Origin of the sequence: Pseudomonas sp. 02C 26, assembly GCF_002843585.1 — a bacterium.
Taxonomy (GTDB): domain Bacteria; phylum Pseudomonadota; class Gammaproteobacteria; order Pseudomonadales; family Pseudomonadaceae; genus Aquipseudomonas; species Aquipseudomonas shirazensis.
Window position 1 is genome coordinate 1192369 of record NZ_CP025262.1, and the last position, 25576, is coordinate 1217944.

The 25576-nt window shown below is 61.6% G+C and carries 23 protein-coding genes; 22 read left to right on the top strand and 1 reads right to left on the bottom strand.

From position 1 onward, the window contains the following. Nucleotides 1-48: 48 nt before the first annotated feature. The 15 genes from bamA (at nt 49) to ispD (ending at nt 18464) form a co-directional block, all read left to right on the top strand. Nucleotides 49-2397, top strand: coding sequence for an outer membrane protein assembly factor BamA (bamA, locus tag CXQ80_RS05420; RefSeq protein ID WP_101317252.1), 2349 nt, complete (start codon nt 49-51; stop codon nt 2395-2397). A gap of 45 nt (nt 2398-2442) precedes the next feature. Then, on the top strand, nt 2443-2946 hold the full coding sequence (locus tag CXQ80_RS05425; RefSeq protein ID WP_101317254.1) for an OmpH family outer membrane protein: 504 nt from the start codon (nt 2443-2445) through the stop codon (nt 2944-2946). Nucleotide 2947: 1 nt separating this feature from the next. Further along, nucleotides 2948-4003 carry a UDP-3-O-(3-hydroxymyristoyl)glucosamine N-acyltransferase gene (gene lpxD / locus CXQ80_RS05430; RefSeq protein ID WP_101317257.1) on the top strand — a complete coding sequence of 352 codons (1056 nt, stop codon included), beginning with the start codon at nt 2948-2950 and terminating at the stop codon, nt 4001-4003. 115 nt (nt 4004-4118) lie between these two features. Then, nucleotides 4119-4559 carry a 3-hydroxyacyl-ACP dehydratase FabZ gene (gene fabZ / locus CXQ80_RS05435; protein WP_101317259.1) on the top strand — a complete coding sequence of 147 codons (441 nt, stop codon included), beginning with the start codon at nt 4119-4121 and terminating at the stop codon, nt 4557-4559. Then, nucleotides 4556-5332, top strand: a complete 777-nt coding sequence (lpxA, locus tag CXQ80_RS05440) for an acyl-ACP--UDP-N-acetylglucosamine O-acyltransferase (RefSeq protein WP_101317262.1) — start codon at nt 4556-4558, stop codon at nt 5330-5332. Before fabZ ends, lpxA begins: the two co-directional genes overlap by 4 nt. A gap of 1 nt (nt 5333) precedes the next feature. Next, on the top strand, nt 5334-6461 hold the full coding sequence (lpxB, locus tag CXQ80_RS05445; RefSeq protein ID WP_101317264.1) for a lipid-A-disaccharide synthase: 1128 nt from the start codon (nt 5334-5336) through the stop codon (nt 6459-6461). Next, nucleotides 6462-7085 carry a ribonuclease HII gene (gene rnhB / locus CXQ80_RS05450; RefSeq protein WP_101317266.1) on the top strand — a complete coding sequence of 208 codons (624 nt, stop codon included), beginning with the start codon at nt 6462-6464 and terminating at the stop codon, nt 7083-7085. A 112-nt stretch (nt 7086-7197) separates the two neighbouring features. Then, nucleotides 7198-10722, top strand: a complete 3525-nt coding sequence (gene dnaE / locus CXQ80_RS05455) for a DNA polymerase III subunit alpha (RefSeq protein ID WP_101317268.1) — start codon at nt 7198-7200, stop codon at nt 10720-10722. A 106-nt stretch (nt 10723-10828) separates the two neighbouring features. Continuing rightward, complete coding sequence (locus tag CXQ80_RS05460; protein ID WP_101317270.1) at nt 10829-11776, top strand: acetyl-CoA carboxylase carboxyltransferase subunit alpha; 948 nt, start codon at nt 10829-10831, stop codon at nt 11774-11776. A gap of 56 nt (nt 11777-11832) precedes the next feature. Next, nucleotides 11833-13128: a tRNA lysidine(34) synthetase TilS gene (tilS, locus tag CXQ80_RS05465; RefSeq protein WP_101317272.1), complete on the top strand. Its 1296-nt coding sequence runs from the start codon at nt 11833-11835 to the stop codon at nt 13126-13128. 270 nt (nt 13129-13398) lie between these two features. Then, a complete protein-coding gene (locus CXQ80_RS05470; protein WP_101317274.1) occupies nt 13399-15027 on the top strand; it encodes a CTP synthase in 1629 nt (542 codons plus the stop codon). A 3-nt stretch (nt 15028-15030) separates the two neighbouring features. After that, nucleotides 15031-15876 (top strand): 3-deoxy-8-phosphooctulonate synthase, encoded by an 846-nt coding sequence (gene kdsA / locus CXQ80_RS05475; protein WP_101317276.1) that lies wholly within the window; start codon nt 15031-15033, stop codon nt 15874-15876. 154 nt (nt 15877-16030) lie between these two features. After that, nucleotides 16031-17320, top strand: coding sequence for a phosphopyruvate hydratase (eno, locus tag CXQ80_RS05480; RefSeq protein WP_101317278.1), 1290 nt, complete (start codon nt 16031-16033; stop codon nt 17318-17320). A gap of 158 nt (nt 17321-17478) precedes the next feature. After that, nucleotides 17479-17760, top strand: a complete 282-nt coding sequence (gene ftsB / locus CXQ80_RS05485; protein ID WP_101317280.1) for a cell division protein FtsB — start codon at nt 17479-17481, stop codon at nt 17758-17760. Then, a complete protein-coding gene (gene ispD, locus CXQ80_RS05490; protein WP_101317282.1) occupies nt 17757-18464 on the top strand; it encodes a 2-C-methyl-D-erythritol 4-phosphate cytidylyltransferase in 708 nt (235 codons plus the stop codon). The genes ftsB and ispD overlap by 4 nt, the downstream gene beginning before the upstream one ends. A 4-nt stretch (nt 18465-18468) precedes the next feature. Here the strand turns inward: ispD and CXQ80_RS05495 are convergent, their stop codons facing one another. Continuing rightward, the gene (locus CXQ80_RS05495; protein WP_178080817.1) at nt 18469-19365 is read right to left on the bottom strand and encodes a LysR substrate-binding domain-containing protein; all 897 of its coding nucleotides are present in this window, start codon (nt 19363-19365) and stop codon (nt 18469-18471) included. A gap of 108 nt (nt 19366-19473) precedes the next feature. Here CXQ80_RS05495 and CXQ80_RS05500 point away from each other — a divergent pair, with 108 nt between their 5' ends. From CXQ80_RS05500 to CXQ80_RS05530, 7 genes are all read left to right on the top strand, one after another. Then, nucleotides 19474-20586 carry an S-(hydroxymethyl)glutathione dehydrogenase/class III alcohol dehydrogenase gene (locus CXQ80_RS05500; RefSeq protein ID WP_101317286.1) on the top strand — a complete coding sequence of 371 codons (1113 nt, stop codon included), beginning with the start codon at nt 19474-19476 and terminating at the stop codon, nt 20584-20586. Between the two features lie 8 nt (nt 20587-20594). After that, nucleotides 20595-21449 carry an S-formylglutathione hydrolase gene (gene fghA, locus CXQ80_RS05505; RefSeq protein WP_101317288.1) on the top strand — a complete coding sequence of 285 codons (855 nt, stop codon included), beginning with the start codon at nt 20595-20597 and terminating at the stop codon, nt 21447-21449. A gap of 93 nt (nt 21450-21542) precedes the next feature. Continuing rightward, nucleotides 21543-22016: a 2-C-methyl-D-erythritol 2,4-cyclodiphosphate synthase gene (ispF, locus tag CXQ80_RS05510; RefSeq protein WP_101317291.1), complete on the top strand. Its 474-nt coding sequence runs from the start codon at nt 21543-21545 to the stop codon at nt 22014-22016. Then, nucleotides 22013-23071 (top strand): tRNA pseudouridine(13) synthase TruD, encoded by a 1059-nt coding sequence (gene truD, locus CXQ80_RS05515; RefSeq protein WP_101317293.1) that lies wholly within the window; start codon nt 22013-22015, stop codon nt 23069-23071. The genes ispF and truD overlap by 4 nt, the downstream gene beginning before the upstream one ends. After that, nucleotides 23059-23808 (top strand): 5'/3'-nucleotidase SurE, encoded by a 750-nt coding sequence (gene surE / locus CXQ80_RS05520; RefSeq protein WP_101317295.1) that lies wholly within the window; start codon nt 23059-23061, stop codon nt 23806-23808. Before truD ends, surE begins: the two co-directional genes overlap by 13 nt. Before the next feature lie 38 nt (nt 23809-23846). Beyond that, nucleotides 23847-24485 carry a protein-L-isoaspartate(D-aspartate) O-methyltransferase gene (locus CXQ80_RS05525; RefSeq protein WP_178080818.1) on the top strand — a complete coding sequence of 213 codons (639 nt, stop codon included), beginning with the start codon at nt 23847-23849 and terminating at the stop codon, nt 24483-24485. Between the two features lie 201 nt (nt 24486-24686). Next, complete coding sequence (locus CXQ80_RS05530) at nt 24687-25541, top strand: peptidoglycan DD-metalloendopeptidase family protein (RefSeq protein ID WP_101317299.1); 855 nt, start codon at nt 24687-24689, stop codon at nt 25539-25541. The last annotated feature ends 35 nt before the right edge of the window (nt 25542-25576 follow it).

A 25576-nucleotide genomic window follows, 5' to 3' on the forward strand; every position in this document is an offset into this window, starting at 1 on the left:
GCCTTTTTGCGGCGGGTTGTTTATTGCCAGTTGGAATAAAAGGACTTCATGAAACGTCTGCTGCTAACTGCGGTCCTCTCCGCACTGATGATCGCTGAAGTTCACGCTGAGTCCTTCACAATCTCCGATATCCGCGTCAACGGCCTGCAGCGGGTTTCCGCCGGCAGCGTGTTCGGCGCACTGCCTCTGAACGTGGGCGATCAGGCTGACGACCGTCGCCTGGTGGATTCCACCCGCTCGCTGTTCAAGACTGGCTTCTTCCAGGATATCCAGCTGAGCCGCGACGGCAACGTCTTGATCATCAATGTGGTCGAACGTCCGTCGGTAGCCAGCATCGAGATCGAAGGCAACAAGGCGATCAGCACTGAAGACCTGATGAAAGGTCTGAAGCAGTCTGGTCTGGCCGAAGGCGAGATCTTCCAGCGCGCCACCCTCGAGGGTGTGCGTAACGAACTGCAACGTCAGTACGTGGCCCAGGGCCGCTACTCGGCCGAGGTCGAAGCTGAAGTCGTGCCACAGCCGCGTAACCGGGTTGGCCTGAAGATCAACATCAACGAAGGCACGGTTGCCGCGATCCAGCACATCAACGTGGTGGGCAACACCGTGTTCGATGATGACGAACTCGGCCAGCTGTTCGAGCTGAAAACCACCAACTGGTTGTCGTTCTTCAAGAACGACGACAAGTATGCCCGCGAAAAACTCTCCGGTGACCTCGAGCGTCTGCGCTCCTACTACCTGGACCGCGGCTACATCAACATGGACATCGCTTCTACCCAGGTGTCGATCACCCCGGACAAGAAGCACGTCTACATCACCGTCAACATCAACGAAGGTGAGAAGTACACCGTTCGTGACGTGAAGCTGTCCGGTGACCTCAAGGTTCCGGAAGACCAGGTCCAGTCGCTGCTGCTGGTGCAGCCAGGCCAGGTCTTCTCGCGCAAGGTGATGACCACCACGTCTGACCTGATCACCCGTCGTCTGGGTAACGAAGGCTATACCTTCGCCAACGTCAACGGCGTGCCGCAGGCGCACGATGAAGACCACACCGTCGACATCATGTTCGTGGTCGACCCGGGCAAGCGTGCCTACGTCAACCGCATCAACTACCGCGGCAACACCAAGACCGAAGATGAAGTGCTGCGTCGCGAAATGCGCCAGATGGAAGGCGGCTGGGCTTCGACCTACCTGATCGACCAGTCCAAGACTCGCCTTGAGCGTCTGGGCTTCTTCAAGGAAGTCAACGTCGAGACCCCGCCTGTGCCGGGTACCGATGACCAGGTCGACGTCAACTACAGCGTTGAAGAGCAGGCCTCCGGTTCGATCACCGCCAGCGTCGGTTTCGCCCAGAGCGCCGGTTTGATCCTCGGTGGTTCGATCAGCCAGACCAACTTCCTCGGTACCGGTAACAAGGTTTCGATCGGCCTGACCCGCAGCGAATACCAGACCCGCTACAACTTTGGCTTCGTTGACCCCTACTGGACTGCCGATGGCGTCAGCCTGGGTTACAACGCCTTCTACCGCAGCACCGACTACGACGACCTCGACGTCGACGTGGCCAGCTACGCAGTAGACAGCCTGGGTGCCGGTGTCAGCGTCGGTTACCCGATCAGCGAGACATCGCGTCTGACCTACGGCCTGAGCGTGCAGCAGGACAAGCTGAAGACCGGTCGCTACACCGTTGACGAGATCTTCGACTTCGTCGACAAAGAGGGCGACAACTTCCTCAACTTCAAGGCGTCTGTCGGCTGGTCCGAATCGACCCTGAACAAAGGTGTACTGGCTACCCGTGGTCACTCCCAGAGCCTGACCCTGGAAAGCACCGTGCCGGGCAGCGACCTGTCGTTCTACAAGCTGGACTACCGTGGCCAGCTGTTCAAGCCGCTGTCCAACGATTACACCCTGCGTCTGCACACTGAGCTGGGTTACGGTGACGGTTATGGCAGTACCTCTGGTCTGCCGTTCTACGAGAACTACTACGCCGGTGGTTTCAACTCGGTACGTGGCTTCAAGGACAACACCCTCGGCCCGCGCAGTACGCCGAGCAAGGGTAACCGTCCGGGTACCGCGGCTGACCCCGATCAGGATCCGTTGGCCTTCGGTGGCAACGTGCTGGTCCAGGGTGGTGTCGAGTTGCTGTTCCCGCTGCCGTTCGTCAAGGACCAGCGCTCGCTGCGCACCTCCGTGTTCTGGGACGTGGGTAACGTGTTCGACACCAACTGCGGTTCCAAGCCTGATTGCACCAAGGTCGGCTTCTCGGACATGGCCAGTTCGGTTGGCCTGGGCGTAACCTGGATCACTGCGCTGGGCCCGTTGAGCTTCAGTTTGGCAATGCCGATCAAGAAGCCGGCGGAAGCCGAAACCCAGGTGTTCCAATTCTCTCTGGGGCAGACCTTCTAAGGTCGGCCCCGTGCTTAACGACAACGGATTCTCCAGGAGTGCATCGTGCGTAAGTTGACCCAACTGGCCTTCGTGGCTGCGGCGCTGGTCGCCACCCCCGCTTTCGCCGAAATGAAAGTGGCTGTGCTGAACTATCAGATGGCACTGCTCGAGTCGGACGCCGCCAAGCGTTACGCCGTCGATGCCGAGAAGAAGTTCGGCCCGCAACTGACCAAGCTCAAGGGCCTGGAAAGCAGCGCCAAAGGCATCCAGGACCGTTTGCTCAAAGGCGGCGACAAGATGCAGCAGCAAGAGCGTGAGCGTCTTGAGCTCGAGTTCAAGCAAAAAGCCCGTGACTTCCAGTTCCAGTCCAAGGAACTCAACGAAGCCAAGGCCGTTGCCGACCGTGACATGCTCAAGCAGCTCAAGCCGAAGCTGGACGGTGCTGTTGAAGAAGTGATCAAGAAAGGCGGCTTTGACCTGGTACTCGAGCGCGGCGCAGTGATCGATGTCAAACCGCAGTACGACATCACTCGCCAAGTCATCGAGCGCATGAACCAAGCCCGTTGATATGACCGTGACCATGACGCTCGGCCAATTGGCCGAGGCGCTCGGCGCTACCCTCAAGGGGCCCGAGGCGCTGCAGATTACCGGGCTGGCCACCTTGCAGGAGGCCGGTCCCGGGCAATTGAGCTTTCTCGCCAACCCGCAGTACCGCAAGTATCTGGACAATTCCCAGGCTTCTGCGGTTCTGCTCAAGGCAGCAGACGCCGAAAGCTTCGCCGGCAACGCCCTGATCGTCGCCGACCCGTATCTGGCTTACGCGCGCATCTCTCACCTGTTTGATCCAAAGCCCAAGGCTGTAGCGGGGATTCATCCCAGCGCCGTGGTTGCTGATGACGCTCAGGTCGATGCCAGTGCCAGCATTGGGCCGTTTGCGGTGATCGAGAGCGGTGCGCGCATCGCTGCCAATGTCACCGTGGGTGCGCACTGCTTCATTGGTGCGCGCTGTGTGATTGGCGAAGGCGGCTGGCTGGCCCCGCGGGTCACGCTGTATCACGACGTGACCATTGGTGCGCGGGTGACGATTCAGTCCGGTGCGGTGATCGGCGGCGAGGGCTTCGGCTTTGCCAACGAGAAGGGCGTCTGGCGCAAGATTGCCCAGATCGGCGGTGTGAGCATCGGTGATGATGTCGAGATCGGCGTCAATACTGCGGTAGACCGCGGTGCATTGGCGGATACCCAGATCGGCAACGGGGTCAAGCTCGACAACCAGATCCAGATCGCGCACAACGTGCAGATTGGCGATCACACGGCTATGGCCGCGTGTGTCGGCATCTCTGGCAGTACCCGCATTGGCAAGCATTGCACCATTGCTGGCGGTGTCGGCATGGTTGGCCATATCGATGTCTGCGACAACGTGTTCGTCTCCGGCATGACCATGGTTACCCGTTCGATCACCGAGCCGGGTGCCTATTCTTCCGGCACGGCCATGCAGCCGCTGGGTGATTGGCGCAAGAGTGCGGCGCGGATTCGCCAGCTCGACGATATGGCCAAACGCCTGCAGCAGATGGAAAAACGCTTCGAGACCGTGACCTCAGGTGGCCAGCCGACATCAGAAGGCTGATACCATTTCCTGAGCCAAGAGTGATCCGTTGCTAGCTGGCTCCTCTATTGGATTGCTAAAGGAGCGTGTGGTCAGCACCTGCGCTCCCTATTCTTACTACAGGCTTCCCCCCGAAATGATGGACATCAACGAGATTCGCGAATACCTGCCTCACCGTTACCCGTTCCTGCTGGTGGACCGGGTCACGGAGCTGGACTTCGAGGCCCAGAGCATTCGTGCCTACAAGAATGTCAGCATCAACGAGCCGTTCTTCAATGGCCACTTCCCGGCCCACCCGATCATGCCAGGCGTGCTGATCATCGAAGCCATGGCCCAGGCAGCCGGGATTCTCGGGTTCAAGATGCTCGATGCCAAGCCGGCAGACGGCACGCTGTACTACTTCGTTGGCTCCGACAAGCTACGCTTCCGTCAGCCAGTGTTGCCAGGCGACCAGTTGGTCCTGGAAGCCAAGTTCCTCAGCCGCAAGAGCATGATCTGGAAGTTTGAGTGCCGTGCCCTGGTTGACGGCAAGCCGGTATGCTCGGCGCAGATTACCTGTGCGGAACGCTCCCTATGAATTCAATTGATCCGCGGGCTATCGTCGATCCTTCTGCCAGGCTGGCGGACGGTGTCGAGGTGGGCCCCTGGTCGATCATTGGTCCCGATGTCGAAATCGGGGAGGGCACAGTAATCGGCCCACATGTGGTACTCAAAGGGCCGACCCGGATCGGCAAGAACAACCGTATCTACCAGTTTTCCTCGATTGGCGAAGACACCCCTGACCTCAAGTACAAGGGTGAAGCGACGCGTCTGGTGATCGGCGACCACAACGTGATCCGCGAAGGCGTGACCATTCACCGCGGAACCGTTCAGGACCGTGCTGAAACCACCCTCGGCGATCACAATTTGATCATGGCCTATGCCCACATCGGCCATGACAGCGTGATCGGCAACAATTGCATTCTGGTCAACAACACTGCGCTGGCTGGCCATGTGCATGTGGGCGACTGGGCAATTCTGTCTGGTTACACCCTGGTTCATCAGTACTGCCATATCGGCGCTCACGCGTTTTCCGGCATGGGCACCGCGATCGGCAAGGACGTACCCGCGTTCGTCACTGTATTTGGCAGCCCGGCCGAAGCCCGCAGCATGAACTTCGAAGGCATGCGTCGGCGTGGATTCAGCGATGAAGTCATCCTCGCGCTGCGCAAGGCCTACAAAATGGTCTATCGCCAGGGCCTGACGGCTGACGAGGCTATTAACGAGTTGCAGGAGTTGGCTGCATTGCACCCTGAGGTCGAGCTGTTCCGTGCCTCCATCCAGAGCTCTGCTCGCGGCATCACCCGCTGATATGAGCGAGCTTTGTGTAGCGTTGGTCGCAGGTGAGGCCAGCGGCGATATCCTTGGCTCCGGTTTGATGCGCGCACTCAAGGCGCGCCATCCTGGTGTGCGCTTTATCGGTGTCGGCGGCCCGTTGATGGAGGCCGAGGGCATGCAGTCCTACTTCCCCATGGAGCGCCTGGCAGTGATGGGGCTGGTTGAGGTGCTCGGGCGTCTGCGTGAGCTGCTCAAGCGACGCAAACTGCTGATCGAGACCCTGCTTGACGCGAAGCCCGATGTGTTCATCGGCATCGATGCACCCGACTTCACCCTCAATATTGAACTGAAACTGCGCCAGCACGGCATCAAGACCGTGCACTACGTCAGCCCGTCGGTCTGGGCCTGGCGGCAGAAGCGGGTGCTGAAGATCCGCGAAGGCTGCGACCTGATGCTGACCCTGCTGCCATTCGAGGCGCGCTTCTATGAAGAGCAGGGTGTACCGGTGCGCTTTGTCGGCCATCCGCTGGCCGATACGATTCCGCTGGAGGCTGACCGTCAAGCCGCTCGTGCCGAGCTGGGCCTGCCCGCCGGGCCGCTGGTGGCATTGATGCCCGGCAGCCGCGGCGGCGAAGTCGGCCGGCTGGGTTCGCTGTTCCTGGAGGCCGCCGAGCGTTTGCAGCAGTTGATCCCGGGTGTGCGGTTTGTCTTGCCCTGCGCCAACCAGACCCGCCGTGAGCAGATCGAGCAGATGCTGGCAGGTCGCGACCTGCCGCTGACTCTGCTTGATGGTCAGTCACATCAGGCACTGGCCGCCTGCGATGCAGTGCTGATTGCGTCGGGTACCGCTACGCTGGAAGCGATGCTGTACAAGCGGCCAATGGTTGTCGCCTATCGCCTGGCGCCGCTGACCTACTGGATTCTCAAACGCATGGTCAAAAGCCCCTATGTGTCGCTGCCTAATCTGTTGGCGCAGCGCATGTTGGTGCCGGAACTGCTGCAGGACGCCGCCACCAGCGAGGCCCTGGCGCAGACCCTGGCACCGTTACTTGCCGATGGTCAGCATCAGACTGACAGCTTTGATCAGATTCACCGCACCCTCCGCCGTGACGCCTCGAACCAGGCGGCGGACGCAGTGCTGGCCTTGTTGGAGCGACGCTAGATGCAGCTGGGACTGGATTTCAACCTGGTCGAAGAACTCGTTGCAGGCGTCGACGAAGTTGGCCGCGGGCCACTCTGCGGTGCGGTGGTCACGGCAGCGGTGATCCTCGATCCACGGCGGCCGATCCTCGGCTTGAACGACTCCAAGAAGCTCACCGAAGCCAGGCGCGAAGCGTTGTTCGACGAAATCTGCGAAAAAGCCCTGAGCTTTTGCATTGCGCGGGCTGAGGTTGATGAAATCGACCGGCTGAACATTCTCCATGCCACCATGCTGGCCATGCAGCGCGCGGTCGAGGGCTTGAGCATCACGCCCAAGCTTGCCTTGATCGATGGCAATCGCTGCCCGGTGCTGGCTGTGCCATCCGCCCCAGTGGTGCAGGGCGACGCCAAGGTGCCTGCGATCGCTGCCGCGTCGATCCTGGCCAAGGTCACCCGCGACCGCGAGATGAGCGCCTTCGAGTTGATCTACCCCGGCTACGGCATGGGTGGTCACAAAGGCTATCCCACCCCCGTGCACCTTGAGGCACTTGCCCGGCTTGGGCCTACGCCGATCCACCGGCGCTCCTTCGCGCCGGTGCGGGTGGCCTGGGAAGCGCGCGCGGGCGTGCCTACCTCACTGATCTGATCGCCTGCGCGGGTCGCGCTGCGACCCTGCAGGCCGTCACGTGGCAGCGCAGCCGTTCACATTTGCGGTACAATCCCGCGCTTGTCCGCTGCTCTGCTATAGGCCCCCTTACATGTCGGTTTCTTTCGTTCACCTTCGTGTGCACTCCGAATTCTCCCTGGTCGATGGCCTGGTGCGGATCAAGCCGCTAGCCAAGGCCTTGGCCGGACTGAACATGCCGGCAGTGGCGATTACCGACCAGAGCAACATGTGCTCGTTGGTGAAGTTCTACAAGAGCGCGATGGGCAGCGGCATCAAGCCGATTTGCGGCGCCGATTTGTGGCTGGCCGGGGCTGATCCGGAAGCGCCATTGTCGCGTATCTGCTTCCTGGCGATGAACCCCAAGGGTTATCGCAACCTCACCGAATTGATTTCGCGCGGCTGGGTCGACGGCCAGCGCAATGGCTTGGTGGTCATCCAGCGCGACTGGATAGCCCCGGCCAGCGAAGGCTTGATCGCGCTGTCTGCCGCCCGCGAAGGGGATATCGGCATGGCCCTGCTCAGCGGCCGAAGCGCAGAGGCCGAAGCCTTGCTGCGCGACTGGCTGGGCATGTTCCCCGGGCGCTTCTACGTCGAGCTGCAGCGCACCAATCGTCCTGGTGATGAAGACTACCTGCACGCCGCTGTAGCACTGGCAGACCGGGTTGGCGCGCCGCTGGTCGCGACCAACGATGTCCGCTTCATCAAACAGACTGATTTTGACGCCCACGAAACCCGCGTCTGCATCGGTGAGGGCTGGACCCTCGACGACCCGCGCCGACCGCGCCTGTACAGCGATCAGCAATACCTGAAAAGCCAGGAAGAGATGGTCGAGCTGTTCAGCGACCTGCCCGACGCCGTGGCCAACACGGTGGAAATCGCCAAGCGCTGCAACATCGAGGTGCAACTGGGCAAGCACTTCCTGCCCGACTTTCCGACGCCCAATGGCATGGGCATCGATGACTACCTGCGCCACGTTTCCCACGAGGGCCTGGAAGAACGGCTGACGGTGATCCTGCCCAAGGACACTACCGAGGACTACGAGGCCAAGCGTCAGGTCTATCTGGACCGGCTCAAGTTCGAGCTGGATATCATCATCCAAATGGGCTTCCCCGGTTACTTCCTGATCGTTATGGACTTCATCAAGTGGGCCAAGAACAACGGCGTACCGGTCGGCCCTGGCCGGGGGTCGGGTGCCGGTTCGCTGGTCGCCTACGTGTTGAAGATCACCGACCTGGACCCGCTGGCCTACGACCTGCTGTTCGAGCGCTTCCTCAACCCTGAGCGGGTATCGATGCCCGACTTCGACGTCGACTTCTGCATGGATGGCCGCGACCGAGTCATCGAGTACGTCGCCGACGCCTATGGGCGTAACGCGGTAAGCCAGATCATCACCTTTGGCACCATGGCTGCGAAAGCGGTGGTGCGCGATGTGGCGCGGGTGCAGGGCAAGTCCTACGGGCTGGCTGATCGTCTGTCGAAGATGATCCCGTTCGAAGTCGGCATGACCCTGGAAAAGGCCTACGAGCAGGAGGAGGTGCTGCGCGACTTCCTCAAAAGCGACGAGGATGGCCGCGAGATCTGGGACATGGCCCTCAAGCTCGAGGGCGTCTGCCGCGGTACCGGCAAGCACGCGGGTGGTGTGGTTATCGCACCGACCAAGCTCACCGACTTTTCGCCGATCGCCTGTGACGAAGAGGGCGGCGGCCTGGTAACCCAGTTCGACAAGGACGACGTCGAGGCGGCGGGGCTGGTCAAGTTCGACTTCCTCGGCCTGCGCACCCTGACCATCATCAAGTGGGCGATGGAGACGATCAACCGCGAGCAGGCCAAGGAAGGCTTGCCCGATCTGAACATCGACTTCATCCCGCTGGACGACAAGAAAACCTACGAGCTGCTGCAAAAGGCCGAGACCACTGCGGTATTCCAGCTCGAGTCGCGCGGCATGAAAGAGCTGATCAAGAAGCTCAAGCCCGACTGCCTGGAAGACCTTATCGCATTGGTGGCGTTGTTCCGCCCAGGCCCACTGCAGTCGGGCATGGTTGATGACTTCATCAACCGTAAACACGGTCGCGCCGAGCTGGCCTACCCACACCCGGACTACCAGTACGAAGGCCTGCAGCCTGTATTGGCACCGACCTACGGCATCATCCTGTATCAGGAACAGGTGATGCAGATCGCCCAGGTCATGGCCGGCTACACCCTCGGCGGCGCTGACATGCTGCGTCGGGCGATGGGTAAGAAAAAGCCCGAAGAGATGGCCAAGCAGCGTGGCGGCTTCATCGAGGGTTGTGCCAACAACGGCATCAGTGCGGATCTGGCCGGTAACATCTTCGATCTGGTAGAAAAATTCGCCGGCTACGGCTTCAACAAGTCGCACTCGGCCGCCTACGGCCTGGTTTCTTATCAGACCGCCTGGCTCAAGACGCACTACCCGGCGCCGTTCATGGCGGCCGTACTTTCTGCGGATATGCACAACACCGACAAGGTGGTGGTGCTGATCGAAGAAGTGCGCACCATGAAACTGCGCCTTGACGCCCCGGATGTGAACGCCTCCGAGTTCAAGTTCACAGTCGACGACGATGGCCGCATCATTTATGGCCTGGGCGCGATCAAGGGTGTAGGTGAAGGGCCGGTGGAGGCCATTGTCGAGGCGCGTAGTGCCGGCGGGCCGTTCAAGGATCTGTTCGACTTCTGTGAGCGCATCGACCTCAAGCGGGTCAACAAGCGTACTCTCGACGCACTGATCCGCAGCGGTGCGCTGGATCGCCTCGGGCCGCACTTCCACGACGAGATCAAGGCCTACCAGGCCAACATCGACCGCAACCGGGCAGCGCTGATGTCGGCGCTCGAAGAGGCGGTGAAGTCGGCCGAGCAGACCGCGCGGACCGCCGATAGCGGCCACATCGACCTGTTTGGCGGGCTGTTCGTCGAAGCCGATGTCGACGTTTATGCCAACCACCGCAAGGCGCGCGAGCTGACCCTCAAAGAGCGCTTGAAAGGTGAAAAGGACACGCTGGGGCTGTACCTGACCGGCCACCCGATCGACGAGTACGAAGGCGAAATCCGCCGCTTCGCCCGCCAGCGGATCATCGACCTGAAACCGTCGCGCGAAGTGCAGACGGTGGCCGGGATGATCATTGCCTTGCGCGTGATGAAGAACAAGAAGGGTGACAAGATGGGCTTCGTCACCCTCGATGACCGCTCCGGACGCATCGAAGCCTCGCTGTTCGCAGACTCGTTCATGGCCGCCCAGGCACTGTTGCAGAACGATGCCATGGTCGTGATCGAGGGCGAGGTCAGTAACGATGATTTCTCTGGCGGCCTGCGCCTGCGCGTCAAGCAGGTGATGACCATGGAAGACGCGCGCACGCGGCTGGCCGAGAGCCTGCGCCTGAAGGTCGCCCATGATGCACTCAAAGGTGACCGCCTGCGCTGGCTGGGTGAGCTGATCACCCGCCATCGTGGCGGTTGCCCGATCACCCTTGAATACACCGGTAACGACGCCAAGGCCATGCTGCAGTTTGGTAATGACTGGGCGATCGACCCGGCGGACGGGCTGATTCAAGCCCTGCGTGACCAGTTCGGGCGTGAGAACGTCTTCCTGCAATACCGCTAATGCGATGAATTTTTAATCTCGACCTGAATGCGCCTGATCCTTTAAGGTAGGGCGCCAAACGGATCAACCGGCCGGCCGCCTGGCCGTAGACCCAAGACGGATGCCTATGAACCCGAATTTCCTCGATTTCGAACAGCCGATTGCCGACCTGCAAGCCAAGATTGAAGAGCTGCGTCTGGTTGGCAATGACAACTCGCTGAACATCAGCGATGAGATTGCCCGTCTGCAAGACAAGAGCAGCACCCTCACCGAAAGCATCTTCAGCAATCTGACCAGCTGGCAGATTGCGCGCCTGGCTCGTCACCCGCGCCGGCCGTACACACTGGACTACCTGCAGCACATCTTCACCGAGTTCGAAGAGCTGCACGGCGACCGCCACTTCTCCGACGACGCTGCCATTGTTGGTGGTACTGCGCGTCTGGACGGCAAGCCGGTGATGGTCATCGGTCACCAGAAAGGCCGCGAAGTGCGCGAGAAGGTGCGTCGCAACTTCGGTATGCCGCGTCCGGAAGGCTACCGCAAGGCCTGCCGCCTGATGGAAATGGCCGAGCGCTTCAAGATGCCGATTCTGACCTTCATCGATACTCCGGGTGCCTACCCAGGCATCGACGCCGAAGAGCGCAACCAGAGCGAGGCTATTGCCTGGAACCTGCGTGTCATGGCGCGGCTGAAAACTCCGATTATCGCCACCGTGATTGGCGAAGGTGGTTCGGGCGGTGCGCTGGCCATTGGTGTCTGTGACCAGTTGAACATGCTGCAGTACTCCACCTATGCGGTGATCTCGCCGGAAGGTTGCGCTTCGATCCTGTGGAAAACCGCCGACAAGGCTGCCGATGCAGCCGAAGCGATGGGTATCACTGCCGAGCGCCTGAAGAGCCTGAATATCGTCGACCAAGTGATCGAGGAGCCGCTGGGCGGCGCCCATCGTGATCCAGTCAAGGTTTCGCAAACCATTCGTGGCGAGCTGATTCAGCAGCTGGATATGCTCAGTGGACTGGACCATGACACGCTGCTCAAGCGTCGTTATGACCGCCTGATGAGCTACGGTCTCTGATCTGAGTTGATGCCGTCGGGGTCGCGCAGCGACCCCAGCTTCTCAGTGAGTCACACATGATCGACCTCACCCACAGCCTTTCCCCCTGGCAGCACGCTCCCGCCTGGTATGTCGCCCTCTCCGGCGGCCTCGACTCCAGCGTCCTTCTGCACCTTCTCGCTGACTATACCCGCCGCCACCGCGCGCCCCCCCTGCGTGCCATCCACATCCACCACGGCCTGCAAGCCGCCGCCGACAGCTGGCCAGCCCATTGCCAATCCCTGTGCGACAAGCTCGCCATCGAACTGCAGGTCATCCACGTCACGGTCGCGCCCGGCGCCAGCCTCGAGCAAGCCGCGCGCAATGCTCGCTATCACGCCTTTGCCGACATTCTGCGCCCCGGTGAAGTCCTGTTCACCGGCCAGCACCGCGACGATCAGGCTGAAACCCTGCTGTTCAGGCTATTGCGCGGCGCCGGCTTGCGTGGCCTGGCGGCAATGCCAGCAGCCAGGCCGCTTGGCCAGGGGCAACTGGTCAGGCCATTGCTGGCCCTGTCGCGGCAACAATTGCACAGCTATGCCGAGCAGTCCCAACTGCGCTGGATAGAAGACCCGAGCAATGCCGACACCCACTACGCCCGTAATTTTCTGCGCGGCGAGGCTTTACCGCTGCTGCACCAGCGCTGGCCGCAAGCCAGCCACAGCCTGGCGCGCAGTGCCGATCATCTGGGCGAGGCGCTGAGCCTGCTCAACGAACTCGCCGCTGACGACCTGGCGCTGGCAGGGCAGGGCGCTCCGAGCGCATGGCCTGGGCTGGACTCACTCGCTCTGGAAGCGCTCAAGGCACTCTCGCCCGCCCGTCAGCGCAATGCTTTGCAGTACTGGTTAAGCACTCGCACGCGGTTGCCGGATAGCCGCCATTGGGTCGGTTGGGAAGCGTTGCGCGACGCCGCCGATGACGCGCAACCCATCTGGCACCTGGCCGACGGTCAGTTGCAACGCAGCCACGGCCGCATCTGGTGGCTCGGCGGCGATTGGCTGGCCGCCCCTTCAGGCGAGCTTGCCTGGCCGGATCATGGTCGGCCGCTAGAGTTGCCGGGCAACGGCCGCGTACGCCTGTGCGGTACGTTGCCGCAGGCAGCGCTGCGGATTGCCTATCGTCAGGGCGGCGAACGGCTGGCGCTGCCTGGCCGCGGCCACCGCGACCTCAAGCGCTTGCTCAACGAATATCAGGTGCCACACTTCATTCGGCCAAGGCTGCCGCTGCTGTGGCAGGGCGAGCGCCTGCTGGCAGTGGCCAACCTGCCGCAACTGGCCCAGGGCGACTGTACCTTGGAGTGGCGGATGCCGAGCAACGCGCAAGGTTTGAGCTGAGGATTAGATTCCGGTAGACTACCCTCCCTTCTTGATACAACTTCTGTGGCTTCATCGAAAACACAGCAGTTGCCGATTACCAAGCAGTTTTTTGCTGGGCTGATTTCCTAAAATGACGAGCGAGCTCCATGCCGGGTATGCACCTGGTCTGTACAGACGCGGCAGTTTTTCGAGATGCACTGTGATTGACGCAGGTGATCGGGGGCTTCGGCCTTCCTTCGCTTTCTCCGGCGGCGCTAGCCGCTTTAACGCAGACTTCTAGGGTTTTTCATGACGCGCTACATATTCGTCACGGGCGGTGTTGTTTCTTCATTGGGGAAAGGCATTGCCTCGGCTTCCCTGGCGGCCATCCTGGAAGCGCGGGGGCTTAAGGTCACCATGCTCAAACTGGATCCGTACATCAACGTCGATCCAGGCACCATGAGCCCGTTCCAGCATGGTGAGGTGTTCGTCACCCATGACGGCGCCGAGACCGACCTTGACCTGGGCCACTATGAGCGGTTCATCCGCACCACGATGACCCAGAACAACAACTTCACCACTGGCCGTGTCTACGAGCACGTGCTGCGCAAAGAGCGCCGTGGTGATTACCTGGGCGCGACCATTCAGGTCATCCCGCACATCACCGACGAAATCAAGCGCCGCATCATCAAGGGTGCTGGCGACGCTGACGTTGCCCTGGTCGAAATCGGTGGCACGGTCGGCGACATCGAGTCGCAACCGTTCCTCGAGGCGATCCGCCAGTTGCGCTTCGAAGTCGGCGCCAAGCGCGCGATGCTGATGCACCTGACGCTGGTGCCGTACATCGCCACTGCTGGCGAGACCAAGACCAAGCCGACTCAGCACTCGGTCAAGGAACTGCGCTCGATCGGCCTGCAGCCTGACGTGCTGGTGTGCCGCTCCGATCACCCGATCGACAACTCGTCGCGCCGCAAGATCGCCCAGTTCACCAACGTTGAAGAACGTGCGGTGATCGCGCTGGAAGACGCCGACACCATCTACAAGATCCCGGGCATCCTGCATGCACAGGGTCTGGACGACTTCGTCACCGAGCGCTTTGGCCTGCAGTGCGACAGCGCTGACCTGTCCGAGTGGGACAAGGTGGTCGACGCCAAGCTCAACCCTGAGCATGAAGTTACCATCGCCATGGTCGGCAAGTACATGGAGCTGCTGGATGCGTACAAGTCGTTGATCGAAGCGATGAGCCACGCCGGTATCCAGAATCGCACCAAGGTCAACCTGCGTTACATCGACTCCGAAGACATCGAGAACCAGGGCACCAGCCTGCTCGAAGGTGCTGATGCCATTCTGGTCCCGGGCGGCTTCGGTCTGCGCGGTGTCGAAGGCAAGATCAAGGCGGTCCAGTTCGCTCGCGAGAACAAGGTGCCGTACCTGGGTATCTGCCTGGGCATGCAGGTTGCCGTGATCGAGTTCGCTCGTAACGTAATGGGCTGGGCCGACGCCAACTCCACCGAGTTCGACCGCAACAGCGAGCACCCGGTGGTGGGTCTGATCACAGAGTGGGCCGACAACACCGGTTCCGTCGAAACCCGTACCGAAGCCTCCGATCTGGGCGGCACCATGCGTCTGGGCGCCCAGGAATGCCAGCTGATCGGCAACTCCAAGGTCCACGATTGCTACGGCAAGGACGTCATCGTCGAGCGTCACCGCCACCGCTACGAGGTCAACAACAACCTGCTGCCGCAGATGATTGAAGCTGGCCTGCAGATTTCCGGGCGTTCCGGTGACGGCGCGTTGGTCGAAGTGGTCGAGTCGAAGGACCATCCGTGGTTCGTTGCTTGCCAGTTCCACCCCGAGTTCACATCCACCCCGCGTGACGGTCATCCGCTGTTCAGCGGCTTCGTCAAGGCGGCACTGGTCCAGAAGAACAAGGCCTGATCCATGACCCAGAAGATCATTCGCGTCGGTAACATCGAGATCGCCAACGACAAGCCGTTCGTTCTGTTCGGTGGCATGAACGTGCTGGAGTCGCGTGATCTGGCCATGAAGGTTTGCGAAGAGTACGTGCGGGTTACCGAAAAGCTCGGTATCCCTTACGTGTTCAAGGCCAGTTTCGACAAGGCTAACCGCTCTTCGGTCAGCTCCTACCGCGGCCCGGGCATGGAAGCAGGGCTGAAGATCTTCGAAGAGATCAAACAGACCTTCAACGTGCCGGTCATCACCGACGTGCACGAGCCGTATCAGGCTGCACCGGTTGCCGAAGTCTGCGACATCATCCAGTTGCCGGCCTTCCTCTCGCGTCAGACCGATCTGGTCGTGGCGATGGCCAAGACCGGCGCAGTGATCAACATCAAGAAAGCCCAGTTCCTTGCACCTCAGGAGATGAAACACATCCTGGCCAAGTGCGTCGAGGCGGGTAACGATCAGTTGATCCTGTGCGAACGTGGCTCGAGCTTCGGCTACAACAACTTGGTTGTGGACATGCTCGGCTTTGGCCTGATGAAGCAGTTCGAGTACCCGGTGTTCTTCGACGTGACCCATGCCCTGCAGATGCCGGGTGGTCGCTCGGACTCTGCCGGCGGCCGCCGCGGCCAGGTCACCGACCTGGCCAAGGCTGGCATGAGCCAGGGTCTGGCCGGGTTGTTCCTGGAAGCACACCCGGACCCGGACAACGCCAAGTGCGATGGTCCATGCGCGCTGCGCCTGGACAAACTGGAGCCATTCCTGGCCCAGCTCAAGCAATTGGACGACCTGGTGAAAAGTTTTCCGACGGTAGAAACCGCGTAACACTCATTTCTCGGGTAAAGTACCGCCCGTTCTACCCCTGACCCTCGGGTCAGGGGCTCCCCTTCGCCAGGTCTGCCCTCTGCATATTCGCCTGGTGAAAGGCTCGAATTCCCTAAGCTGCGTTGTTTTCGTCAATTCTGGAGTGCTTACAACAATGGCAAAGATCGTCGACATCAAAGGTCGTGAAGTTCTCGATTCGCGTGGCAACCCCACCGTGGAAGCCGATGTACTGCTCGACAACGGCATCATCGGCAGCGCGTGCGCGCCGTCCGGTGCTTCCACCGGCTCGCGCGAAGCGCTGGAGCTGCGTGATGGCGACAAGAGCCGTTACATGGGCAAGGGCGTACTCAAAGCCGTTGCCAACATCAACGGCCCGATCCGCGACCTGCTGCTGGGCAAGGACCCGGTTGACCAGAAAGCCCTCGACCGCGCCATGATCGAACTGGACGGCACCGAGAACAAGGCCAAGCTGGGCGCCAACGCTATCCTCGCCGTGTCGCTGGCAGCTGCCAAAGCCGCCGCACAGGACCAGGACCTGCCGCTGTACGCGCACATTGCCAACCTCAACGGCACTCCAGGCCAGTACTCGATGCCAGTACCGATGATGAACATCATCAACGGCGGCGAGCACGCCGACAACAACGTCGACATTCAAGAGTTCATGGTCCAGCCGGTTGGCGCCAAGACCTTCTCCGACGGCCTGCGCATGGGCACCGAAATCTTCCATCACCTCAAAGCAGTGCTCAAGGCCCGTGGCCTGAACACCGCAGTCGGTGACGAAGGTGGTTTCGCACCAAACCTGGCCTCCAACGAAGACGCTTTGGCAGCCATCGCCGAAGCCGTTGCCAACGCTGGCTACAAGCTGGGCACCGATGTCACCCTGGCCCTGGACTGCGCTGCCAGCGAATTCTACGAAGACGGCAAGTACAACTTGTCCGGTGAAGGCAAGTCGTTCGACTCCGAAGGCTTTGCCGAGTACCTCAAAGGCCTGACCGAGCGCTTCCCGATCATCTCCATCGAAGACGGTCTGGACGAGTCCGACTGGGCTGGCTGGAAGATCCTCACCGACAAGATCGGCGAGAAGATCCAGCTGGTTGGCGATGACCTGTTCGTCACCAACACCAAGATCCTCAAGGAAGGCATCGACAAGAGCATCGGTAACTCGATCCTGATCAAGTTCAACCAGATCGGCTCGCTGACCGAAACCCTCGAAGCCATCCAGATGGCCAAGGCTGCCGGCTACACCGCAGTGATTTCGCATCGCTCCGGCGAAACCGAAGACTCGACCATCGCTGACCTGGCTGTCGGCACTGCCGCTGGCCAGATCAAGACCGGCTCGCTGTGCCGTTCCGACCGCGTCTCCAAGTACAACCAGCTGCTGCGCATCGAAGAGCAACTGGGCGCCAAGGCGGTGTACCGTGGTCGCGACGAGTTTCGCGGCTAAGCAAGAGATGGTAAAAAGGCAGCTGCCGAGGCTGTCTGAGCGTTCTTACTGAGCTTTCAGACACCTCCTACGGGTTTCTGTCAACGAAGCCTGGCCTCGGCCAGGCTTCGTGCTATCGGAAGCCCCGCAGCGGCGGCCTTTTAATCCTGGATACTTTGATGCGCAGTCCTTATTGGTTGTTTCTCATCTTGCTCCTGTTGCTGGGTGGCCTGCAGTACCGCCTTTGGGTGGGCAGTGGCAGCCTCGCGCAAGTGACCGAGCTCAAGCAGCAGATCGACGAACAGCACGCCGAAAACGAACGGCTGCTGGAGCGTAATCGCGTGCTCGACGCAGAAGTCATGGAGTTGAAGAAAGGTATGGAGACCGTCGAGGAACGGGCCCGTCACGAATTGGGCATGGTCAAAGAGGGCGAAACCCTCTTCCAGTTGCCACAGAAATGACCTCGCCACTGCCGGCCTTCTGGGCCGTGATCCCCGCTGCCGGGGTCGGTGCGCGAATGGCTGCCGACCGTCCCAAGCAGTACCTGCAGTTGGGCGGGCGGACGATTATCGAGCACAGCCTCGACTGTTTTCTAGGCCATCCCTCGCTCAAAGGGGTGGTGGTCAGCATTGCTGCCGACGATCCGTACTGGCCAGGCCTGGCCTGCGCCAACGATGCGCGTATCCAGCGTGCTGCCGGCGGGCGCGAGCGGGCCGACTCCGTGCTCAATGCCTTGTTGTTGCTGCACGCTCAAGGCGCGGCAGATGGCGACTGGGTGCTGGTACACGACGCCGCACGGCCGAACCTGGCTCGCAGTGACCTCGACCGGTTGCTGGCGGAACTGGCTGACGATGCGGTGGGCGGCTTGCTTGCAGTGCCGGCCCGCGACACCCTCAAGCGCGCCGACAGCAATGGCCGGGTCAGCGCTACGGTTGACCGCAGCACCATCTGGCAAGCCTTCACGCCGCAGATGTTCCGCCTCGGTGCCCTGCACCGGGCACTGGCCGAATGCCTGGTATCCGATGTGACGGTGACCGACGAGGCGTCGGCGATGGAGTGGTCGGGATTGGCCCCGCGCCTGGTGGAAGGGCGCAGCGACAACATCAAGGTTACCCGCCCTGAAGATCTGGAGTGGTTACGCCAGCGTTGGTCGGCACGCGCCTGACACCTCAGGCAATGCCTGCGTATTCTGGCAACTGTCCAAGCTCCGCCTTCAAGTAATCCACCAGTCTTCTGACCTTGGGCGAGAGATGCCGCTGCTGCGGATACAGCGCCCACACTGCGGTATTGGGCGGCTGATGCGCTTCGAGCAGCGATACCAGTGCGCCGCTACGCAAATGCTCCTGCACGTAATAGTCCGGCAACTGACACAATCCAATCCCCTGCAGTGCGGCATCCAGCACTGCCTGACCACTGTTGCAGCGCCAGTTGCCCTGCACCCGCTGGCTCAGTTCACGACCTTCCTGTTTCAACGCCCAGACATCACTGCTGCCAATCAGGCAGTTGTGCCGAGCCAGTTCCGATAGGCTGTGCGGCCGGCCGTAGCGCTCCAGATAAGCCGGCGAGGCGCACAGGTACATCTGTCGCGGTGCCAGGCGTGTGGCGACCAGACGTGAGTCCTGCAGGCGGCCCAGGCGGATCGCCAGGTCCATGCCCTCGTGGAGCAAGTCCAGGGTGCGATTGCTCAACTCGACCTCGACCCGCAGCTGCGGGTACTGGGTCATGAAGCGCGTCACCAGTGGCACGATGAAACGCTCGCCATAGGCCACGGCGCAGGTCATGCGCAACAGCCCCTTTGGCTCGCTGGCAAGATCGCCCATCGCCCGCAGAGCCTCCTCGTGGCCATCCTGCAAGCGCTGGCAGTGCTGCAGGAAAGTCTGCCCGGCCTCGCTCAAGGTTACCCGGCGGGTGCTGCGGTAGAGCAAGCGGGTCTGCAAGCGTTCTTCGAGGCGAGCGATTTGGCGGCTGACATGCGAGGACGATACGCCCAGGCGCTCCGCCGCGGCGGTGAACTGGCCAAGCTCGGCCACGGCCACGAATTCATCGATGCCTTCCCAGCGATTGATCATTGATTATCCCTGTATGGCAATAATGTTTTGTCTTGGTCAGGATTATTAATCAAAGTGCGCTGAATTACACTGAATGGATTGCCCACCACTCGCTGGAGATCCCTGATGATCAAGTCCCGTGCCGCCGTAGCCTTCGAGGCCAACAAACCGCTGGAAATCGTTGAAGTCGATGTCGCCATGCCCAAGGCCGGTGAAGTGCTGGTGCGCATCGTTGCCAGCGGTGTCTGCCATACCGACGCCTACACCCTGTCGGGCGCTGACCCGGAAGGCATCTTTCCGTCGATTCTCGGCCATGAAGGTGGCGGTATTGTCGAGGCAGTAGGCGAGGGCGTGACCTCGGTTGCCGTAGGCGATCATGTGATCCCGCTGTACACCCCAGAGTGTGGCCAGTGCAAGTTCTGCCGTTCTGGCAAGACCAACCTGTGCCAGGCAATCCGTGCGACCCAGGGTAAAGGCCTGATGCCTGATGGCACTACGCGCTTCTCCTACAAGGGCCAGCAACTGTTCCACTACATGGGCACCTCGACGTTCTCCGAGTACACCGTGTTGCCGGAAATATCCGTGGCCAAGATCCAGAAAGAAGCGCCATTGGAAAAAGTCTGCCTGCTCGGCTGTGGCGTGACCACCGGCATCGGCGCCGTGCTCAATACCGCCAAGGTCAAAGAAGGCGACACCGTGGCCATCTTCGGCCTGGGCGGTATCGGCCTGTCGGCGATCATCGGTGCGGCCAAGGCCAAGGCCGGGCGCATCATCGCCGTCGATATCAATCCGAGCAAATTCAAGATCGCCCGCCAGTTGGGTGCCACCGATTGCATCAATCCGAAGGACTATGACCGGCCTATCCAGGAGGTCATCGTCGACCTCACCGATGGCGGTGTGGATTACTCGTTCGAGTGCGTCGGCAACGTGCAACTGATGCGAGCGGCGCTGGAATGCTGCCACAAGGGCTGGGGCGAGTCGGTGATCATCGGCGTGGCCGGTGCCGGCCAGGAAATCGCCACCCGTCCGTTCCAACTGGTGACCGGGCGCGTCTGGCGCGGTTCGGCGTTCGGTGGCGTGCGTGGTCGCAGCGAACTGCCAAGCTACGTCGAGATGTCGCAGCAGGGCGAGATCCCGCTGGATACCTTCATCACCCACACCATGGGCCTGGAAGACATCAACAAAGCCTTCGACCTGATGCACGAAGGTAAAAGCATCCGCAGCGTGATCCACTTCTGAGGTCAGCCATGAGCCTGGAAAACATCTCCTGCCAGAAAAGCTTCGGCGGCTGGCACAAGCGTTACCGGCATCAGTCCAAGGTGCTCGGCTGCGACATGGTGTTTGCCGTGTACCTGCCGCCGCAGGCCGAACAAGGTGCCAAGCTGCCGGTGCTGTACTGGCTGAGCGGCCTGACGTGCAACGACGAGAACTTCATGCAGAAGGCTGGGGCCCAGCGCCTGGCTGCCGAGCTGGGGCTGATCATCGTTGCACCCGACACCAGCCCGCGGGGCGAGCAGGTGCCGGCTGATCCCGATGGCGCCTGGGATTTCGGCCTCGGCGCAGGTTTCTACCTGAATGCCACTCAGCAGCCCTGGGCGCAGCACTACCGCATGCATGACTACGTGGTCGAGGAACTGCCCGCGCTGGTCGAGGCGCACTTCCCGGCGTCGGATCAACGCAGCATCAGCGGCCACTCCATGGGCGGCCACGGTGCGCTGGTGTGCGCCCTGCGCAACCCTGGCCGCTATCAGTCGGTGTCGGCGTTTTCGCCGATCTGCAACCCGATGGACTGCCCGTGGGGCGAGAAGGCGTTCTCCCGTTATCTGGGCGAAGACCGCGCCCGCTGGCGCGAGTGGGATGCCAGCGTGCTAGTGGCCGAAGCCCCGGCCGGGCAATGCCCGCCGTTGCTGATCGAGCAGGGGGATCGGGATGATTTTCTCGCCACCCAGCTCAAACCCGAGGTGCTCGAGCAGGCCGCCCGCAAGGCTGGTCATGCGCTGACCTTGCGCCTGCAGCCTGGCTACGATCACAGCTACTACTTCATCGCCAGCTTCATCGATGACCACCTGCGCCACCATGCCGCTGCGCTGGGTCGCCTGTAACTGCTACGTGGGCCGCACTGCGGCCCAACAACTGCGCCCAAGCCTGTGCAAAGCAGGTAGAATCCCGCCCTGACTTTATCAGGGCGTTTTTCTATGCGTATTGGCCATGGCTACGATGTGCACCGGTTTACCGACGGTGATTTCATTACCTTGGGTGGGGTGCAGATTCCTCACAAATACGGCCTGCTGGCCCATTCCGATGGCGACGTAGTGCTGCATGCACTGAGCGACGCCTTGCTCGGCGCCGCTGCGCTGGGTGACATCGGCAAGCACTTTCCGGATACCGACCCGCAGTTCAAGGGCGCCGACAGCCGCGTGCTGTTGCGCCACGTGCTGGCTGTGGTCCAGGCCAAAGGCTGGAAGGTCGGCAACGTCGACGCCACCATTGTTGCTCAGGCGCCGAAAATGGCCCCGCATATCGAAACCATGCGCCAGTTGATCGCCGCCGACCTGCAAGTCGAGCTCGACCAGGTCAACGTCAAGGCCACCACCACCGAGAAGCTCGGTTTCACTGGCCGTGAGGAAGGGATCGCCGTGCATGCGGTAGCCCTGCTGCTGGCGCTATGACCGAATTGGAACTGCTCGGGCCACGCGCTTCGAGTGAAGCGCTGGGCAGCGCTGTGCTCAAGGCAGTCGCGGAAGACTTCCAGGTCGATGAAGTGCTCGACATTCCGTTGAGCGGGCAGGGTGAACACCTCTGGCTGTGGGTCGAGAAACGCGACCTCAACACCGAAGAAGCCGCCCGCCGCTTGGCCCGCGCCGCCGGTGTGCCACTGCGCGCGATCAGCTATGCCGGCCTCAAGGACCGTCAGGCCTTGACCCGCCAGTGGTTCAGCCTGCACCTGCCGGGCAAGGCCGACCCTGACCTGAGCCGCGCCGAAGACGACACCCTGCGCATCCTCAAGCGCGACCGGCACCTGCGCAAGCTGCAGCGCGGCGCGCATTCGGCCAACGGTTTCACTCTGCGCCTGACAGCGTTGACGGCTGACCATGCCGCACTGGATGCGCGCTTGCAGCAGCTCAAGGCCCAAGGCGTGCCCAACTACTTCGGTAGCCAGCGCTTTGGCCATGGCGGCGGCAATGTCCAGGATGCGCAGAGCTGGGCCGAGCGTGCCGCCCTGCCCGAGCAGCGCAATGTGCGTTCGCGGCTGCTCTCGGCCGGACGCAGCTACCTGTTCAACCAGGTGCTGGCAGCGCGGGTCGCCGACGGCAGCTGGCAGCGGGCACAGGTGGGCGACCTGCTGGCGTTCACTGATAGCCGCAGCTTCTTCCCGGCGGGCGAGGCCGAGTGCGCCGATCCGCGTCTGGCCATTCTCGACCTGCACCCGACCGGTCCGCTGTGGGGGGAGGGGCCTACGCCAACCACCGGCGCCACCGCCGAACTGGAATCCGCTGTCGGTGCACAACATGCTGCATTGGGACATTGGCTGGCGCGGGCGGGCATGAGTCACGAACGGCGCATCCTGCGGCTCCCTATTGGCGGCCTGACGTGGCATTATCCCGAGCTTGATATCCTGCAACTGGAATTCGTCCTGCCGGCCGGATGCTTCGCCACCGTCGTGGTGCGCGAGCTAGTCGATCTGGTGCCGGTAGGGCAGACGGACAGCCCATGCGTATTCTGATTTCCAACGACGACGGTGTTACCGCCCCGGGCCTCGCCGCGCTGTATGCAGCGCTGGCGGACTATGCCGAGTGCGCGGTGATCGCCCCGGACCAAGACAAGAGCGGCGCCGGCAGTTCGCTGACGCTGGACCGGCCACTGCATCCGCAGGTTCTGGCCAATGGCTTCATCAGCCTCAATGGCACGCCCACCGATTGTGTCCACCTGGGGCTCAACGGGCTGTTGCCGCAAACGCCGGAGATGGTCGTCTCGGGGATCAACCTGGGCGCCAATCTGGGCGATGACGTGCTGTATTCCGGCACCGTCGCCGCTGCGCTGGAAGGGCGTTTTCTCGGTGGCACCTCGCTGGCGTTCTCGCTGGTGTCGCGCCAGCCCGACAACCTGCCCGCTGCCGCCCATATTGCCCGGCGCCTGGTCGAGGCGCAGTCGCGCCTGCAGTTGCCGCCGCGCACCGTGCTCAACATCAATATCCCCAACCTGCCGCTGGAGCATATCCGCGGTATTCAGGTCACCCGGCTGGGCCATCGTGCACGTGCGGCGGCGCCCACCAAGGTGGTCAACCCGCGCGGCAAGGAAGGCTACTGGATCGCCGTGGCCGGGGACGCCGAGGATGGCGGCCCGGGTACCGACTTCCATGCCGTTATGCAGGGCTATGTGTCGATCACCCCGCTGCAGCTCGACCGCACCTTCAACGATGCCTTCGACCAGCTCAGCGGCTGGCTGGAGGGCGTCCTCTGATGCGCGAACAGGACGATCTGCAGCGCCGCGGAATTGGCATGACCTCGCAACGTACCCGCGAACGGCTGATCCAGCGTCTGACCGAAGAGGGCGTATCCAACCCCAAGGTGCTTGACGTGATCCGCCGTACGCCGCGTCATCTGTTCGTCGATGAAGCACTGGCGCACCGCGCCTACGAAGACACGGCGCTGCCGATCGGGCACAACCAGACCATCTCCCAGCCGTTCATGGTTGCGCACATGAGCGAGCTGCTGCTCGAGGCCGGCCCCTTGGACAAGGTGCTGGAAATCGGCACCGGCTCGGGATACCAGACGGCGGTGCTGGCGCAGTTGGTCGAGCGAGTGTTCTCGGTAGAGCGGATCAAGGTCCTGCAGGACCGGGCCAAGGAGCGGCTGCTCGAACTCAACCTGCGCAATGTCGTGTTCCGCTGGGGTGACGGCTGCGATGGCTGGCAGGCGCTGGCGCCTTACAACGGCATTATCGTGACGGCCGTGGCGCCTGAGGTGCCGCAAGCGCTGCTCGATCAACTGGCACCTGGCGGGCGCCTGGTGATCCCGGTTGGCCCCGCTGGCGAGCAACAGCAGCTGTTGATGATCGTCCGTGAAGAGCACGGCTTCTCTCGACGAGTCATGGGTACGGTGCGCTTTGTGCCGCTGCTCAATGGCCCGCTGGCCTGAGTCACAGGGAATATTTGCAGCTGCAACGAATTCCTGTGGCGTGTACCTGTCTATGTGGCGGGCGAGTGCTGAAAAAACCAAGCACGTCCTGAAAGACTTTTGATGTTTTGCCTGCGCGCCCACACTTCAGTGGGCTCGGTTATAATTGCAACATTATTGCATTTTGTTTAGTCGGTTTTCGGCACCATGAGGGGAGCGCGGGTGGGTCACACAATCAGTCTGCAGCGCAAGGATCGGTCGTTTTTCAAGCTCCTGGTGGTGGCACTGGCCATGGGCACGCTGCTGACGGGCTGTTCCAGTACCGGCTCGAGCAGCGCCCGGGTGGTGGACCGCAACAACGCAGCGCCCAAGCGGCCGACCGTGACCACTGGTCAATACATCGTCAAACCGGGCGACACGATGTTCTCGATCGCCTTCCGTTACGGCTGGGACTACAAGGAGCTGGCAGCGCGCAACAACATTCCGGCGCCTTACACCATTCGCCCAGGTCAGCCGATCCGCTTCAGCAGTGGTTCGACCGGTAGTACCACCGTGGTTTCCAGCCCTTCGTCCTCGAGCAAGACCACCGTTACCCGGCGCCCGGTGGGCACACCTGTACCGTCCGTCAGTGGTGGCAAGGTGATAACCAGCGCCCCATCGAGCACCACCACGACCGTTACCACAGTCCCCGCCGCAGAGCGTACGGCTGGCGGCTGGACATGGCCCGCCAACGGCGTATTAATTGGAAAATTTGCTTCAAACGGTAGTTTGAATAAAGGCATTGATATCGCCGGTGATTTGGGACAGCCTGTTTTTGCTGCGTCTGGTGGTGCAGTGGTATACGCCGGGAGTGGATTAAGGGGCTACGGCGAACTGATCATCATCAAACACAGCGATACCTACGTCAGTGCCTACGGTCACAACCGCAGGCTGTTGGTACGGGAAGGGCAGCAGGTCAAGGCAGGGCAGGCTATTGCTGAAATGGGGTCCACGGGCACTGACCGGGTGAAACTGCATTTTGAAATCCGCCGTCAGGGCAAACCCGTCGATCCGCTCCAGTTCTTGCCACGTCGTTGAATGTTGCACCCGGCCTGTTCCTTGGATGTAGAGGG